This is a genomic window from Ruminococcus sp. AF20-12LB, assembly GCF_003478985.1.
In the GTDB taxonomy this organism is placed as follows: Bacteria; Bacillota; Clostridia; order Lachnospirales; family Lachnospiraceae; genus Blautia_A.
The window spans coordinates 76,599-92,296 of sequence record NZ_QUGH01000001.1; the positions used below are offsets into that span (position 1 = coordinate 76,599).

Genomic DNA, 15,698 nt, shown 5'->3' on the forward strand with positions numbered 1-15,698 from the left:
AGGAAAGGGCTGAGCTTTGAGCAAAAAAATATTTAAGTATATCATGCTGGTTTCCTCACTGATCACAGTACTGGGACTGGCATTTGTCGTGGGGATCCTTTATCACTATTTTCAAGGACAGCTGATGGGTGAGCTGAAGAAAGAAGCCGTGTATATTTCCAGAGGTGTGGAAAGTGCCGGGACAGATTATCTGAAGAAGCTGAATGATGAGGAGTCCAGGATCACCTATGTGGATGAAAGTGGAAAAGTTATCTACGACAATGAGGCAGATGTGGAAAGCATGGATAATCACGGACACCGCAAGGAGATCCGTGAAGCAGAGATCAACGGAGAAGGTGCAGATGAAAGAATGTCATCAACTCTTTCCGAAAAAACCATGTATTATGCAGTACGCCTTGAAAATGGCAATGTGCTGAGAGTTTCCAGTAACCAGGCTTCTGTATGGATGCTGCTCCTGCAGCTGCTTCCACCTTTTGTTGCAGTTCTGATACTTATGCTGCTCCTGTCCGGCGTATTTGCATCCAGGCTTTCCGGAAAGGTTGTGGAACCTCTTAATGGGCTTGATCTGGAGCATCCTGAGGAGAATGATGCCTATGATGAGGTACAGCCGCTTCTCAGCAAGATCGGCAGACAGAGCCGGCAGATCCGTCTGCAGCTTGAGGCAGCCAGAAGACAGCAGAAGGAATTTTCTATTATCACGGAGAACATGCAGGAGGGACTTCTTGTGATCGACCGTTATACCATGGTACTTTCTGTCAACTCCAGTGTGGGAAAGCTTCTTAAGGTAAAGGAGATCAAAACAGGAGAAAGTGTATATCTTCTGAACCGCTCGGAGGAGTTCCGAGGTGTCGTTGGGCAGGTCCTTGAAGGAAAACATGAGAACAAGATCCTTCGTCTGGGTGGCAGTGAGATTCAGGTGATCGCCAATCCTGTCACAAGAGAAAACAAGACAGAGGGTGCGGTGATCCTTCTGGTGGATGTGACCGAAAAAGTAGAAAGGGAACAGCTGCGAAGAGAATTTTCCGCCAATGTTTCCCATGAACTGAAAACGCCGCTGACTTCCATTTCCGGATTTGCTGAGATCATGCAGGACGGATTTGTGAAGGATGAGGATGTGAAGGTCTTTGCAGGACGCATCTATAAGGAAGCGCAGAGACTGATCCGTCTGGTTGGGGATGTGATCCGCATCTCCCGTCTGGATGAAGGCGGATTGCCGTATCAGTGGGAAAAACTGGATATTTACAGTCTGACTCACGATATTTTTTCTACCTTACATGAAGCTGCTGAAAAGCAGGAAGTGCATATGTATATGGAAGGCGGAAGTACAGTGCTGGATACAGTGCCGACGATCATGGAAGAGGTTCTCTATAATGTCTGCGATAATGCTGTCAAATATAACCGTCGGGGCGGAGAGGTCTTTGTGAGGCTGAAGGATGGCGAGGATGCAGTTCGCGTGAATGTGCGGGATACAGGGATCGGTATTCCGAAGGAAGATCAGGAACGCATTTTTGAACGCTTTTATCGGGTGGACAAAAGCCATTCCAGGGAAATCGGCGGAACCGGTCTTGGCCTTTCCATTGTGAAGCACGGGGTAAAAACTCTGAACGGCAGGCTGTGGCTTAACAGTGAACCGGGACAGGGAACAGAGATCATTATGGAATTTCCGAAACATCATATGGAAAAAGAAGCAGCAGAGTGAACATAGGTCGTGCAGCGATGATGTTCATAGGCATGCAGCAGAGTGGAAGATGAAAGGCCGTTCTGTTGCATGTATCTGCTGTTTTTTATATTATAGTATAGTATATTGCTGGTTGGAAGCGGATGGTTTGACAGACCGGAAGGGTTATGCTATCTTATGTAATAATAATCAGAATAAGCAACAGGAAAGCGGATAATAACGGTCCGCTTTCTGTATTATAATTGGTTCGGGATAATTCCGAACGACTATACTGAGGGGAATAAAAATATGATACAGGCAATTGTTTTACTGGTATTCCTGATCTTTCTGAACTCTGTTTTCGCAGGTGCGGAAATGGCGATTCTGTCCATGAATGAAGCAAAGATGAGGGAGCTGGTGGAAGAGGGAGATCACCGGGCGCAGATTTTGATAAAGCTCACAGAACAGCCGGCACATTTTATGACAGCGATCCGTGTAACGGTAACTACGGCAGGATTTCTGCAGAGCGCTTTTGCGGCAGAATATTTTGCACAGCCGATGACAGCAGCACTGATAAGGTCAGGAATAGATGTACCACAGAATGTTCTGAAGATCGTATGCATGATCATTGTGACTATACTGCTTTCCTATGTAAGTCTTCTGTTCGGAGAACTGGTGCCAAGACGTCTGGGAATGAAAAATCCGGATGAGCTGTCTCTGCGTCTTGCAGGACTTCTTAAGATCGCGATGATTGCAGTCTGGCCGGCTACCGCACTTCTGACAGTAACTGCCAATGGTGTGTTGTATCTGATGGGGATCAAACCGGAAGAAAAAGAGGAGCAGGCCACAGAGGAAGAAATCCGTATGCTGCTTACAGAGGGAAATGAACAGGGCAGCATCCAGCAGGAAGAAAGCGAGATGATCCAGAATGTTTTTGACCTGGATGATACTGCGGCAGATGAGATCTGTACACACAGAAGAGATGTGGTTGTCCTCTATATGGAAGACTCCGATGAGGAATGGGAAAGGATCATCAGAGAGAACCGTCACACCTTTTATCCGGTATGCGGGGAGGATCAGGATGATATTATCCATATTCTGGACACCAGAGATTATTTCCGCCTGGATGACAGATCCAGAGAAGCTGTTCTGCAGCATGCCTGTTATTCACCGTTTTTTGTACCGGAATCCATGCGTGCCAACCTGATCTTCAGGGAAATGAGGGAGAAACGGGATTATTTTGCAGTAGTGCTGGATGAATACGGCTGTTTTGTGGGGATCGTCACTCTGCATGATCTTGTGGAAACACTGGTGGGAGATATTGACGACAGGACGGATTTGCCGAAGCCGGATGATATTGAGAAGACAGGAGAACATATCTGGAAAATACAGGGGGGAGCGATCCTGGATGATGTGGCAGAGGCTGTAAATGTGGAGCTTCCTGTAGAAAAATATGATACCTTCAGCGGCTTTGTCTGTGGAGTTCTGGAACGTGTACCGGAGGATGGAGAACAGTTCCGATGCAGTTGGAAAAATCTGGATATTGTGGTAAATCAGGTCAGAAACCATACCGTTGTGGAGGGGATCGTTCATATTCAGCCAGAGAAAAAAGTGCAGGAACAGAAAGAAGAGATCTGACAAAACCTTGTTCAGTCAGGCCATAGGACAGTTATCGGGGGGAGGATTTATGGACATTTTCTAACATGTTGTTGCTTGAAAGAGTGTTAATATTGTGACATAATAAGGGAATAACCCGAGGAAAGCTTGTGATGGGGGAGAGAAAATGCCAGGTTTTACAAGACAGATCATACTGCATACACTGACGGAACTTATGAACGAAAAACCATTGTCCAAGATTACGGTAAAGGACATCGTGGAACGCTGTGGAGTAAACAGGAATACATTTTACTACCATTTCAGGGATATTCCGGATGCGGTGGAAGCAATGGTGAAGGAAGAGCTGAATGACATTCTGAAGGATCAGAAAGCACCGGAATCAGTCAGCGACTGTATGGAAATCCTTGTCAATGCAGTTCAGAAGAACAAAAAAGCCATGATACATCTGTACCGCTCGATCCAGAGGGATGTATTTGCCGATTATCTGGATCATGCCACGGAGCGTGTGGTGGAGGAGCTGATCAACAGGGCGGTCGGGGACTTTGAAATGGATCAGGAGGATAGGCATCTTATAAGCCGGTATTATAAATGCGTATTTGTGGGAGTGATCCTGGACTGGCTGCGGCATGATATGGATTATGATATCCTGTCAGATATGCATAAGCTGGAGTATATTTACGAGAAGAGCCTCGAGAGTCAGTACAAAAATCTGAAAGATTAAAAATATCCATTCACCTGTGGAACAGGAATGTCCTCGAATATTATTAAAATATAGAAACAGTTAATTTTGAGCTGGTGTCTGAAATTTAGGCACTGGCTCTTTTTTGTCTGTTTTTTTAAACGACACGGTGATGTATAATTCAGTACAATAAATGAGAAAAAATTATCAAGGAGGGAACGTATGGATGACCTGAAACAGCTGAAGCTTGTAAAAAACATCTACATCGTCATGTCATTACTGTTCTGCGTGCTGGGTATTTTTCTGATGGCAAAGCCCAAAAGCTCTGTAAAAATGCTGTGCGTGCTTATGGGAATCATGCTGATCCTGTACGGAGCTATTAAGATCAGCGGATATTTCACGCGAGATGCTTTTTGTCTGGCATTTCAGTTCGATCTGGCTTTCGGGATCCTGCTGATGGCAGTGGGAGTGATCATGATAGCCAGAAAAAATTTCGCAGTGGATCTTATTTTTTCCGTGTTTGGAATCCTGATCCTGGCAGATGCCCTGTTTAAGATCCAGATGTCTGTAGATGCGAAGAGATTCGGTCTGGCGCTGTGGTGGCAGATCCTGCTGATCGCACTGGTCACCGGAGTAATCGGAGTTCTGGTTTTTATCAGGCCATTTGAAGCAGCAGCTACGATGATGGCGTTGGTAGGATTTTCCATTTTGTTGGAAGGAATCCTCAATCTGTGGGTCGGGATCCTGACGATCAAGATCATCAAGAGTCGGCTTTAAACATAAACATAAAAATAACCAATCACTTTAGATAATAACATAGGAGGAAATAGAGTATGGGAATCGTAGACAAAGCAAAACAGGCAGCGATCGCAGCTACCGTAACAAAAGCACTGGATTATCTTGAGAAGGATCCGGAGACAAACATACCGAAGATCATGGAAATGGTTGATAAAGTAACGCCGGATGGCTGGTATGCAGGACAGAGAAATGCGATCCGTCACTCCATCGAGGCAAAGGACAACTGGTATCAGCTGATCCTTCGTATGTATCAGCTGGATGCAGGCGTACGCCAGACATTCTTCCGTAACTTTATTGTAAATGCCAGTCTTAAGGGAAGCGCAACGCAGGAAAAGGTATCAGAAGAGAATGACTGCAATGTACCGTGGGCAATTCTTCTTGATCCTACCAGCGCATGTAACCTTCATTGCACAGGATGCTGGGCAGCAGAGTATGGCCACAAGCTGAACCTGGATCTTGAGACCATCGATTCTATCGTAAAACAGGGTAAAGAGCTGGGAACCTATATGTACATCTACACAGGCGGTGAGCCACTGGTCCGCAAAAAGGATCTCATTAAGATCTGTGAGATGAATCCGGACTGCGAGTTCCTTTCCTTTACAAACGGAACTCTTATCGACGAAGAATTCTGTCAGGAAATGCTCCGTGTGAAAAACTTCGTTCCGGCTATCAGCCTTGAGGGAACAGAGGCAACTACAGACGGACGTCGTGGAGATGGCGTATATCAGAAGGTTATGCATGCCATGGAGCTTCTGAAGAGTCACGGACTTCCGTTCGGTGTTTCCACATGCTACACATCCGCAAACGTAGATGCAGTAAGCAGTGAGGAATACTTCGATCATCTGATCGAGTGCGGTGCTTATTTTGCATGGTTCTTCCACTATATGCCGGTTGGAAATGATGCGGCAGCAGATCTTCTTCCCACACCGGAGCAGAGAATCAAAATGTATGACAGCGTCCGCAGATTCCGTGCCACAAAATCTCTCTTCACAATGGACTTCCAGAATGATGCAGAGTATGTAGGCGGATGTATCGCAGGTGGCCGTCGTTACCTCCATATCAATGCAAACGGAGACGTGGATCCTTGTGTATTCATTCATTTCTCCAATGCGAACATTAAAGAATGTACACTTCTTGAGGCGCTGAAGAGCCCGATCTTTATGGAGTATCACAAAGGTCAGCCGTTCAACAAGAACATGCTTCGTCCATGTCCGATGCTTGAAAATCCTGAACTTCTCCGCAAGATGGTTGAGCGTGCAGGAGCGAAATCTACAGATCTTCAGTCACCGGAAACAGCGGAGCATCTCTGTGCAAAGTGTGATCACTATGCAGAGGTATGGAAGAAACAGGCCGATGAGCTCTGGAGTGAGAGCCAGGCGAAAAAAGCTGCAAAAAAATCAACAACTTGTTAATTAATACTTGATATAGATGTTGGGATACTGTATAATGAACCCGTTTTTCAGGAGTCTGAAATAACAGTTCAGATAAGAGTGTCGAAAAAGAAGAGACACGATACGTGTACTGACAGATAACAGGGCGGTTATATTCAGCAGTGGGTATAACTGCCTTCTTTTTTATGTTATCGTCAGGACATAGGGAAAGAAAGGATGGATTCATTATGGAAAAACAGGAGAAAAACACAGCCAGCCCTTATGAGCTGGACGGACGCCCGCCTCTTAAGGTGGCAATTCCCCTTGGACTGCAGCACGTGCTTGCCATGTTTGTGGGTAATCTTACCCCGCTTCTGATCATCACAGCTGCCTGCGGGATCGAAGCAGGAGGGGATCTTCAGGTTGCATTACTTCAGAATGCAATGCTGATCGCAGGAATTGTTACACTTGTACAGGTCTTTACGATCGGACCGGTCGGTGGCAAGCTTCCTATCGTTATGGGAACAAGTTCAGGCTTCATCGGCGTATGTCAGAGTGTTGCCGGAGTTATGGGAAATGGTGTCATTGCCTATGGTTCGATCATGGCGGCCTGCTTTATCGGCGGTCTTTTTGAGACTGTTCTGGGAAGCTTTCTGAAGCCCTTAAGAAAATTTTTCCCATCTGTTGTAACAGGTACGGTTGTACTTTCAATCGGTCTTTCACTGATCGGTGTGGGAATCAGCTCTTTTGGTGGCGGAAATTCCGCAAAGGATTACGGTTCTCTTGAAAACCTTTTCGTAGGCTTTGTAGTTCTGATCGTGATCATTGTACTGAAGCATGGAACAAAAGGCTTCACAAGCTTTTCTTCAATCCTCATCGGTATTATCGTGGGATACATTCTGGTAAGTATCATGGCTATGGTACTTCCTACAACATTTACATATGTAGATGACACAGGTGCTGCTGTGGAGGCTACAAAGGCCTGGGTTCTCAACTGGGACAAGGTTGCTCAGGCAAAATGGTTTGCGGTACCGGCACTGATGCCTGTAAAATGGGTATTTGACGCACGTGCGATCGTGCCGATCCTGATCATGTTTATTGTAACTGCAGTTGAAACAGTTGGTGATATTTCCGGAATCACAGAGGGTGGTCTTGGAAGAGAGGCTACAGACAAAGAGCTTTCCGGTGGTGTTATGTGTGACGGACTTGGATCTTCCTTCGCAGCACTGTTCGGCGTGCTTCCGAACACATCCTTCAGCCAGAACGTTGGTCTGGTTGCAATGAATAAGGTTGTAAACCGTTTCTGTATCGCTACAGGAGGAATCTTCCTGATCGCATGCGGACTGTTCCCGAAGCTTGCAGCACTGATCTCCATCATGCCGCAGAGTGTTCTTGGCGGCGCTGCTGTTATGATGTTCTCATCCATTGTTGTCAGCGGTATCCAGTTAATTACCAAGTGGCCGATAGGACCGAGAAATGTTACGATCGTTTCCGTAGCACTTGGTCTTGGTTATGGACTTGGCTCCAATACAGCGATCCTGGTGCATCTGCCGCAGGCGATCAGCCTGATCTTCGGCGGTTCCGGTATTGTTCCGGCAGCGGTGTTTGCTATTATTCTTAATATTGTTCTTCCGAAGGATGAGAAGAGTGAGATTGAGAGAGCTGAGGAGATGCTGGAGAAAGTTAAGAATAAATAAGAAAGTGTAAGAATAAAAAGAGTTTTTTTCTTTTTTAAGACTGCTGGACTTTATTGGTCTGGCGGTCTTTTTTTTATATGTTTTTATTTTTTGTTTTTGGGATAAAGGCTCGGCCTTTTGGAAGGCGGTAATTTGCGAGAAGGGGAAGCACTCGGAGTTGCGAAGGCCGTCTCCCCTTCTCGCGCTCTTCCCCTCCTGGCCACGCCGCTGTTCTGCGTTGTGGTGGGCGTGAATGTTCTGACAGGGTGCGGGATTCGGGGGTGTTGAGGAGGGGAGGCTGTGCCGCTCTGTTGGGAGGTAAAATGTCGAAATAATCTTCTTGTGATTTCGCCCATATTGTGCTAGACTGAAATTATATTCATCAAATAGGATTGAAATAATTTATTTGTAAAGGATAAGAAAGATAATAGAAATTCAGCTTGGATTGTAGTAATATGATATATATCTATTGAAAGCAGGTGATTTTATGCGTACACCTATGGATGAAGCAACATTTTTAGAATTTTATAAAAATACTCTTCTTTGTGGATCTAATAATTTTCAGCGTTTTATATGCAAAAAGCTCGAATTGGATAATAAAATCACATTTGAAGAACAGAGAAAATTGAGTGATAGTGACGAGACACTGTTTTTTGAATCAAAAAAGGATTTTAAGGGAATTATTACAAAGACAGCGACATCAAGAGCGTTTTCAAGTTTCTATGAAGAAATGGAGTATAAAAAGTTATATAAATATTCAGTTCCATTTTTTTATGAAACAGGGGAAAGAACAATAGAGGATATATTAAAAGAAAAACAGATTTCTATATTTGACGGTAAAACATACGAACCGGATTTAGTCATTGATAGAGTATTAAGTGAAGCAATTCCCAGAGCTTTCAGGGAGGACAAAAAATATTTCATAAAATTTGTCTTACAAAAAGCGTATTTACATTCGGAGACATTTGAGCAGATAAATTACAGATATCCGGTGGTGATTTATATTGATCCATTGATAAATGTATTAGAAATACGATATGATTCAATGAGATATAGTTACAATGAACAGGTTGACAAGGATGCATATTCTAAAATTGTGATGTACTGTGTAGAATGGATAAAAGATACGTTGGGTCTTAAACTGTTTGCTTGTGAACATACAGAAACTATTCGGATTATTAATAATATTCAGAATACAGAAGTACGAATGTATAAACAAATGATGGAAATGAAATCAGGCGGTTCTGCTGAATTAACAGCTGCTGAAAATGGTGATTATGTATTGCCATTTATTGGAGAAATCAGGGAACTGATTGATGAAAATGAAGACCTGTTTAGTGAAGCGGATGAAGTAAAACAACTTTTATTGCAATATCTCAATGAAAAAGAAGCAACTGCAAGCTATCCATACATATATGTAAAATGGGTAAAACCAGTAGAAACACAGAGCTATATTGTAAAAATTACTTTTGATTATTTCAACAATAGATACACATTATTACAGCATATTACGGGAAGTTGTAAAGATTTAGGAATGGGGCGAATGAATGATGCAATTGAATATCTTTCAGTCAGTGGTTCCTTTGTTAAAGGAGAAGAAATTTAATATCGATTTTGACGCATTCTTAAACTATATGGGTCAGTATCATTCCAATGAATGGATTTATCCGGATGCAGTTCATAGAGAGCTTGGAATTGCAATTAAGGAAATTTATGATATTTTGGAAGTATGTGTTGATAAAGGGCTGGTTGAACAATATTTACAGATTTATTGCCCAGTATGTCAGAGATTTACTGGAAACATTTTCAAAACAGTATTAGAGATCCCAGAGTTTGTTAACTGTGTACATTGTGATTCTGAGATTGAAAATCCGCTTCAGCATGCGATAATTATTTATAAGGTATTGTAATTGGATTTAGAAGAGAAAAGATTCAGAGATGCAGAAAACTTATTAAATCAGTCGGGGTACACACTGGCTGAGTTTCTAAGAGATTCTAGCCGTTATAAATCTACTTTATTAATGCTGCCAGATGATGAGCTCAGGGCATATCAAAAATTATATGCTGATATTGCAACAGGAGGATTATCCAAAGGGGAAAAAGGTAAAAAGCTTGAAGAATTATCAACGATACTGTTTCAAAAAAGTGCAGGTTCTTTATTAGATGTATATAGAAATTGCAGAACAAGTACGAATGAAATTGATTTGCTGATACGTTGGACTGAGAGAGCGAGATTATCAGGGATTCAAGCCGCTTTTCCATGTTTTGGTGACTCATTTTTATGTGAATGTAAGAATTATGATGGACCAGTAAATGTAACATATGTAGGTAAATTTAGTTCACTAATGTCTGCTGCTAATACAAATTTTGGAATTATGATCTCATGGGAGGGAATAACAGGAAGAAATAAATGGAGCGATTCACAAGGCTTAATTAAAAAAATTGCTTTGCGTGAAAAGCGGTATATTATAGTTCTGGATAAAGATGATTTGGAAAAAATATATAAAAAAGAAGAAAGTGTATTTTCTGTTATTTATGATAAATATATTGCTTTAAAGAATGAAATTGATTATCGCCAATATATAGATAGACATGAAGCAGAAGATATGATTATTGAGAAGGGGCAGTAAACCCTTCTCTTTTTTTCAAGAATGGCAATGAATAGAAATATATGCCATAATTTACCCAGGTATGTTATACTTGTTTTATAAGAGGACTACGAAAACTGGAGGATAAATAACATGGCGGAGCAGGAAAACAGTAAGGATCTGATCAGTGTATTGTGGAGTGGGGCGGATATACTTCGTTCCAAAATGGATGCCAATGAATATAAAAATTATTTGCTTGGTATTGTTTTTTATAAATATTTGTCAGATTCTTTTTTGATCAAGGTATATGACATGATCTGTGATGATAAACCGGAATCATTAAAAGAGGCGTTAGACGTTTATGTGGAAGAATTGCAAGGTGAAGATGCCGATGAGCTGATAAAGGAAATGAAGGATGAATGCCATTATATCATTGAGCCGGAACTTACGTACACCTGTTTTGCAGATGCAGCCAGAAATAATGTATTTAACCGTGAGCAGTTACAAAAGGCATTTAACAATATTGAACAGAGTGATCCTATATTTGCGGATCTGTTTGCGGATATTGATCTGTATTCCAACCGCCTGGGAGCGGGCGATCAGAAACAGAGTGACACGATTGCCAGTCTGATCAGAGAAATTGATAAAGCAGACTTGTTGAACACAGATGCGGAGATTCTTGGAAATGCTTATGAATACCTGATCGGACAGTTTGCGTCAGAGACAGGAAAGAAAGCAGGAGAATTCTATACTCCCCAGGCAGTATCCAAGATACTGACTCAAATTGCTATTGCAGGGCAGGAGGATAAAAGAGGTCTGTCTGTTTATGATCCCTGTATGGGATCCGGTTCCCTTCTTCTGAATGCAAAAAAATATGCGGAGAAACCGGAATATATTAAATATTACGGCCAGGAGCTGAATACATCTACCTATAATCTCGCCAGAATGAATATGTTTCTTCATGGAATCTCACCGGAAAATCAGAACCTCCGCAATGGAGATACCCTGGATGAAGACTGGCCAACAGGAGAAGAAACAGATTTTAATATGGTACTTATGAATCCTCCTTATTCGGCCAAATGGAGTGCAGCAGCCGGATTTTTGCAGGACGAAAGATTCAGTGATTATGGAGTACTGGCACCGAAATCAAAAGCAGATTATGCATTCCTTCTCCATGGCCTGTATCATCTGAAGGGTAATGGAACTATGGCAATCGTATTACCACATGGCGTACTGTTCCGTGGGGCAGCAGAAGGAAAAATCAGGGAAAAACTTCTTCGTTCCGGAAATATCTACGCAGTCATCGGACTTCCGGCAAACCTGTTTTACAATACGTCCATTCCAACCTGCATTATCGTGCTGAAAAAACAAAGAGATTTATTGGAGAGGGATGTTTTATTTATTGATGCTTCTAAGAAATTCAACAAAGGAAAGAAACAGAATGAGATGACAGATCAGCATATTACTGAGGTTATGGAGCTGTACAGCAAACGTGAAACAATAGAAAAAGAATCTTTCCTTGCAAGCTTCGATGACATAGAGAAAAATGATTTTAACCTGAACATTCCCCGCTATGTAGATAATTTTGAAAAAGAGGAAGAAATAGATCTGAATGAACTGTTATCTAAAATGAAGAAAACAGATGAAGAACTGCAGCAGACACAGACAGAGTTCATGTCTCTTTTAAAGGAACTGACATCTCCAGATGAAAAAATAATGTCTTCATTAAACAATCTGATCGAAAAAATGGAGGGCAGATAGTATGGCAAAACCAACGATTAGATTTAGAGGATTTGATGATGAGTGGGAACAGCGTAAGTTAGATGATGTAGTTGAATTTCTTGATACAATGAGAAAACCTTTAGAAGGTGCAAAACGCATTTCTGGCCCGTATCCATATTATGGAGCCTCTGGTATTGTTGATTATGTGGATGGATATTTATTCGACGAAGAGTTGATATTGTTAAGTGAAGATGGTGCCAATATTATTGACAGAAATTATCCGGTATGCTTTCTAGCAAGCGGAAAATACTGGGTAAATAACCATGCGCATGTTCTTCGAACAAAGCAGGGAAATGAAAATAATTTTATTTGCAATTCATTAGAACGAAAAGACTATACGCAATATAATACAGGAATGGCAATGCCAAAACTTAATAAGGAGACATGTAAAAAAATCCCTATTTTATGCCCTGGATTTGAAGAGCAAAAGAAAATTGGAGATTATTTTAGAAGTCTTGATAACCTCATCACTCTTCACCAGCGCAAGTGCGACGAAACAAAAAAACTAAAAAAATATATGCTTCAAAAAATGTTTCCACAAAATGGCAGTAAAGTTCCGGAAATCAGATTCAAAGGATTTACTGACGAGTGGGAACAGCGTAAGTTGGGGGATGTCCTTGATGATATGTATAATGGACAAACTCCATCGAGAAATAAAAGTGAATATTGGAACGGAAATATAAAATGGCTGTCAAGCGGAGAATTAAATCGTGGAACAGTATACGACAGCATAGAAATGATAACAGAAGACGGTCAAAAATCAGCCAATTTACGGATAGTTCCTAAGGGTACTTTCATAATGGCTATTACAGGTCTTGAAGCGGCTGGAACCCGTGGAAACTGCGCATTACTTGGGTTTGATACAACACTCAATCAGTCATGTATGGCATTGTTTCCAAAGAAAGATTTGCTTACTTCGGATTTTTTATTTCAATGGTATAGAAAAGTCGGAGAAGAGTACGGGCTTAATTATACTCAGGGAACGAAACAGCAAAGCTATAATGCTGAACTAATTAAAATACTACCGATTTCATTGCCTTCGGTAGCTGAGCAGAAAAAAATAGCTTCTTATTTGAGCCACATCGACCACCTCATCACTCTTCACCAGCATAAGTGCGAAGAAATAAAGAAATTAAAGAAATTTATGTTACAAAATATGTTTATTTAGGAAAAATAAATAAGGCTTTCATAAGAATTCTAAAAGGTGAAAAAAATACTATTGAAAATGCTTAATGAAATAAAAAAATATGGCTTAAGATGAAAGCAAGTGATGGATAATGATGTATGAACTGTAAGGTATGGAGGGTGCAAAATGGAGCATGGTAAAGTAGAACGTCAGATCGTTGAATTTCCTGAAATCAGAAAAAACAGATATACAAAAGATTTTTGATGGAAAAATGCAAGAATTTGATACTGTAGAAGGTCCAATGACAGATGATAAAATTTAGAATTTTGTAAATGATTTCTTGAATCATAGTATTCGGGTTTGGGAATGTCTTGAATACGAGAGGGGTGAAGCTGTCAATGACGATACAATGGAATAAAGATGATTTATTTTATGTGTGCACAATGATTGAATATGTTTCCAGAAAAACGCATAATAAAAGTAAAGATGTTGTAGTTCGAATGCCTGATAAAGCCCTGGCACATCAGCTGAAAGTTGCAGGTATTAATCATTGTCTTTCCTTCGAGCAGGTAGCTGATGAATGGATTGAAGATTATGGGATACCGAATGGGAATTATGATAATATTTCAAAATGCAGATATGAAGTACCGACCGTTACAGCAATAGGACGTGTATATTAGACATTGATATCAGAGGTAGATTCTTTATATCAGGACATTGTTGAAGCGATAAAAATGGTTTACAGTTCTTTTATCAGCGATGAGATATCTGATTATAATTCCAGTGTATATTACAGTAATCCAGACTATATTAGATGTTCTTATGAGGCAGGAAAATTATTGGATTAAGAAAATTGTTTTATGAGTTCAGAATAATGAGGTGATTTTAATGAGTGAACAGAAAAGAAAAATAGGTTTTACTGTTGCATGTGTAAATGAATTTGCCAATAAGTATGATCTGAGCATTAAAGAGGCATTTCAATATCTTTTTCGTTATAAAGGAATAGCTTTTATTAAAGAAAATTATGATGTTGAGCATACACTGGATTTTGAAACAATATTAGAGGATCTGGGAATTCTGTGCAAAAATAACGGGGGTACATTATGAGATTATATCATGGGAGTAATATAGTGATTGATAATATAAATCTGGCAATGTGCAGACCATACAAGGATTTTGGACAGGGATTCTATCTGACAGATATTGAAGAACAGGCTCAAAAGATGGCAGCAAGAGTAGCAAGGATTTATGGAAAAATGCCGATTATAAATGTCTATGAGATTGATGATAATTTCAGAGATTTATATAATCTTAAAATTAAAGATTTCGGGATACAGACGACAGAAGAATGGGCAAAATTTGTAATGAATAATAGAAGCAGGGCATTTACAGATACGAAAGATACTTTGTGTAACAAAGACAATAAATATGATATTGTCATAGGCCCTGTCGCAGATGACAATATGGCTTTGCTGTTTCGACAGTACGAAAATGAAGTTATAGATTTTGAAACATTATTAAAGGGAATGATTTATAAGAAAACTTCTTCACAATATTCCTTTCATACTGAAAACAGCGTGAAACTTTTGCGAAAGGTGATGAGCAAAGATGTGTAAAAAGGATCAATTGCTGGAATATTCCATACAGGATATTGTTGATATGATCAGTACCGATCAGAATATAGAATATGATGAAGCGATGAACAAATTTTATAATTCGGAAGTTTTTGAAAAGCTTGTAGATAAAGAAACGGGATTGTATTTGGAAAGCCCGGAATATGTATACGATTTATTTAAAGATGAAATGAATTTTGGACATATTATTCAGGCAGAAATTTAATCGCATCAAATAAGTTGTGAATGCGGAAGTTTACTGATTGTCAGTGTAAGTGCCTGGTATTGTTGTTTTTATAATCTAATGCTTGGGAACAGCGTAAGTTGGGAGAAGTTCTAAAAGAAAGGTCTGAACGTGCAAATGGTAGTGAAGAGTTACTATCTGTAACAATCGGAAATGGTGTCATTAAGCAGGCAGATTCCGACAAGCGTAATACGGCATCAGACGATAAAAGTAATTACAAAATTGTGCGAAAAGGGGATTTGCCGTATAATTCTATGCGTATGTGGCAAGGGGCTGTAGGAAATTCAGAATATGACGGAATAGTAAGCCCTGCATACACTGTATTAGTACCAACTGAAGAAGCGAATAGTAAATTTTTTATGGAACTATTTAAGAAAGAATCTACTTTACAAATCTTTCAAAGATGGTCCCAAGGGCTTACGTCAGATACCTGGAATTTAAAATATCCAGCATTGTCAACGATTCAATTTTATATTCCATCTGTTTTTGAACAGACGAAAATAGCTGATTACTTTATACAGCTCGATCACCTCATCACTCTTCACCAG

Annotated in this window: 15 protein-coding genes and 1 pseudogene; all 16 read left to right on the forward strand. The window is 40.6% G+C overall.

Features of this window, described 5'->3' with window-relative positions; genetic code table 11:
• The first annotated feature begins 16 nt into the window (after positions 1–16).
• Complete coding sequence (locus DWX61_RS00325; protein ID WP_330673244.1) at positions 17–1,699, forward strand: sensor histidine kinase; 1,683 nt, start codon at positions 17–19, stop codon at positions 1,697–1,699.
• Positions 1,700–1,966: 267 nt separating this feature from the next.
• Positions 1,967–3,295 carry a hemolysin family protein gene (locus tag DWX61_RS00330; RefSeq protein WP_270426803.1) on the forward strand — a complete coding sequence of 443 codons (1,329 nt, stop codon included), beginning with the start codon at positions 1,967–1,969 and terminating at the stop codon, positions 3,293–3,295.
• Between the two features lie 145 nt (positions 3,296–3,440).
• The gene (locus DWX61_RS00335) at positions 3,441–3,995 is read left to right on the forward strand and encodes a TetR/AcrR family transcriptional regulator C-terminal domain-containing protein (protein ID WP_118512698.1); all 555 of its coding nucleotides are present in this window, start codon (positions 3,441–3,443) and stop codon (positions 3,993–3,995) included.
• 180 nt (positions 3,996–4,175) lie between these two features.
• On the forward strand, positions 4,176–4,730 hold the full coding sequence (locus tag DWX61_RS00340) for an HdeD family acid-resistance protein (RefSeq protein ID WP_118512697.1): 555 nt from the start codon (positions 4,176–4,178) through the stop codon (positions 4,728–4,730).
• Positions 4,731–4,786: 56 nt separating this feature from the next.
• Positions 4,787–6,163, forward strand: coding sequence for a radical SAM/SPASM domain-containing protein (locus tag DWX61_RS00345; RefSeq protein ID WP_021652466.1), 1,377 nt, complete (start codon positions 4,787–4,789; stop codon positions 6,161–6,163).
• Positions 6,164–6,369: 206 nt separating this feature from the next.
• Positions 6,370–7,818, forward strand: a complete 1,449-nt coding sequence (locus tag DWX61_RS00350; RefSeq protein ID WP_118623204.1) for a uracil-xanthine permease family protein — start codon at positions 6,370–6,372, stop codon at positions 7,816–7,818.
• Between the two features lie 466 nt (positions 7,819–8,284).
• On the forward strand, positions 8,285–9,403 hold the full coding sequence (locus tag DWX61_RS00355; protein WP_270426800.1) for a hypothetical protein: 1,119 nt from the start codon (positions 8,285–8,287) through the stop codon (positions 9,401–9,403).
• A complete protein-coding gene (locus DWX61_RS00360) occupies positions 9,372–9,707 on the forward strand; it encodes a hypothetical protein (protein WP_270426849.1) in 336 nt (111 codons plus the stop codon). Before DWX61_RS00355 ends, DWX61_RS00360 begins: the two co-directional genes overlap by 32 nt.
• Positions 9,708–10,427 (forward strand): restriction endonuclease, encoded by a 720-nt coding sequence (locus DWX61_RS00365; RefSeq protein ID WP_118623208.1) that lies wholly within the window; start codon positions 9,708–9,710, stop codon positions 10,425–10,427.
• A gap of 111 nt (positions 10,428–10,538) precedes the next feature.
• The gene (locus DWX61_RS00370) at positions 10,539–12,146 is read left to right on the forward strand and encodes a type I restriction-modification system subunit M (protein ID WP_118623210.1); all 1,608 of its coding nucleotides are present in this window, start codon (positions 10,539–10,541) and stop codon (positions 12,144–12,146) included.
• 1 nt (position 12,147) lies between these two features.
• Positions 12,148–13,335, forward strand: a complete 1,188-nt coding sequence (locus DWX61_RS00375) for a restriction endonuclease subunit S (protein ID WP_118623212.1) — start codon at positions 12,148–12,150, stop codon at positions 13,333–13,335.
• Between the two features lie 356 nt (positions 13,336–13,691).
• Complete coding sequence (locus DWX61_RS19490) at positions 13,692–13,973, forward strand: hypothetical protein (protein WP_330673189.1); 282 nt, start codon at positions 13,692–13,694, stop codon at positions 13,971–13,973.
• Positions 13,974–14,181: 208 nt separating this feature from the next.
• Complete coding sequence (locus tag DWX61_RS00390) at positions 14,182–14,400, forward strand: DUF3791 domain-containing protein (protein WP_118623214.1); 219 nt, start codon at positions 14,182–14,184, stop codon at positions 14,398–14,400.
• Complete coding sequence (locus DWX61_RS00395; RefSeq protein ID WP_118623216.1) at positions 14,397–14,909, forward strand: DUF3990 domain-containing protein; 513 nt, start codon at positions 14,397–14,399, stop codon at positions 14,907–14,909. The genes DWX61_RS00390 and DWX61_RS00395 overlap by 4 nt, the downstream gene beginning before the upstream one ends.
• 43 nt (positions 14,910–14,952) lie before the next feature.
• Positions 14,953–15,132, forward strand: coding sequence for a hypothetical protein (locus DWX61_RS00400; protein WP_286188048.1), 180 nt, complete (start codon positions 14,953–14,955; stop codon positions 15,130–15,132).
• A 95-nt stretch (positions 15,133–15,227) separates the two neighbouring features.
• Positions 15,228–15,692 (forward strand): annotated as a pseudogene (locus DWX61_RS19120) (restriction endonuclease subunit S domain-containing protein); the annotation flags it as partial.
• Between the last annotated feature and the right edge of the window lie 6 nt (positions 15,693–15,698).

Coding starts and splice junctions, on each gene's coding strand:
- DWX61_RS00375 (WP_118623212.1), top strand. CDS start 12,148: ATGGCAAAACCAACGATTAGATTTAGAGGATTTGATGATGAGTGGGAA.
- DWX61_RS00390 (WP_118623214.1), top strand. CDS start 14,182: ATGAGTGAACAGAAAAGAAAAATAGGTTTTACTGTTGCATGTGTAAAT.
- DWX61_RS00370 (WP_118623210.1), top strand. CDS start 10,539: ATGGCGGAGCAGGAAAACAGTAAGGATCTGATCAGTGTATTGTGGAGT.
- DWX61_RS00395 (WP_118623216.1), top strand. CDS start 14,397: ATGAGATTATATCATGGGAGTAATATAGTGATTGATAATATAAATCTG.
- DWX61_RS00345 (WP_021652466.1), top strand. CDS start 4,787: ATGGGAATCGTAGACAAAGCAAAACAGGCAGCGATCGCAGCTACCGTA.
- DWX61_RS00330 (WP_270426803.1), top strand. CDS start 1,967: ATGATACAGGCAATTGTTTTACTGGTATTCCTGATCTTTCTGAACTCT.
- DWX61_RS00400 (WP_286188048.1), top strand. CDS start 14,953: ATGATCAGTACCGATCAGAATATAGAATATGATGAAGCGATGAACAAA.
- DWX61_RS00350 (WP_118623204.1), top strand. CDS start 6,370: ATGGAAAAACAGGAGAAAAACACAGCCAGCCCTTATGAGCTGGACGGA.
- DWX61_RS00355 (WP_270426800.1), top strand. CDS start 8,285: ATGCGTACACCTATGGATGAAGCAACATTTTTAGAATTTTATAAAAAT.
- DWX61_RS00335 (WP_118512698.1), top strand. CDS start 3,441: ATGCCAGGTTTTACAAGACAGATCATACTGCATACACTGACGGAACTT.
- DWX61_RS19490 (WP_330673189.1), top strand. CDS start 13,692: ATGACGATACAATGGAATAAAGATGATTTATTTTATGTGTGCACAATG.
- DWX61_RS00340 (WP_118512697.1), top strand. CDS start 4,176: ATGGATGACCTGAAACAGCTGAAGCTTGTAAAAAACATCTACATCGTC.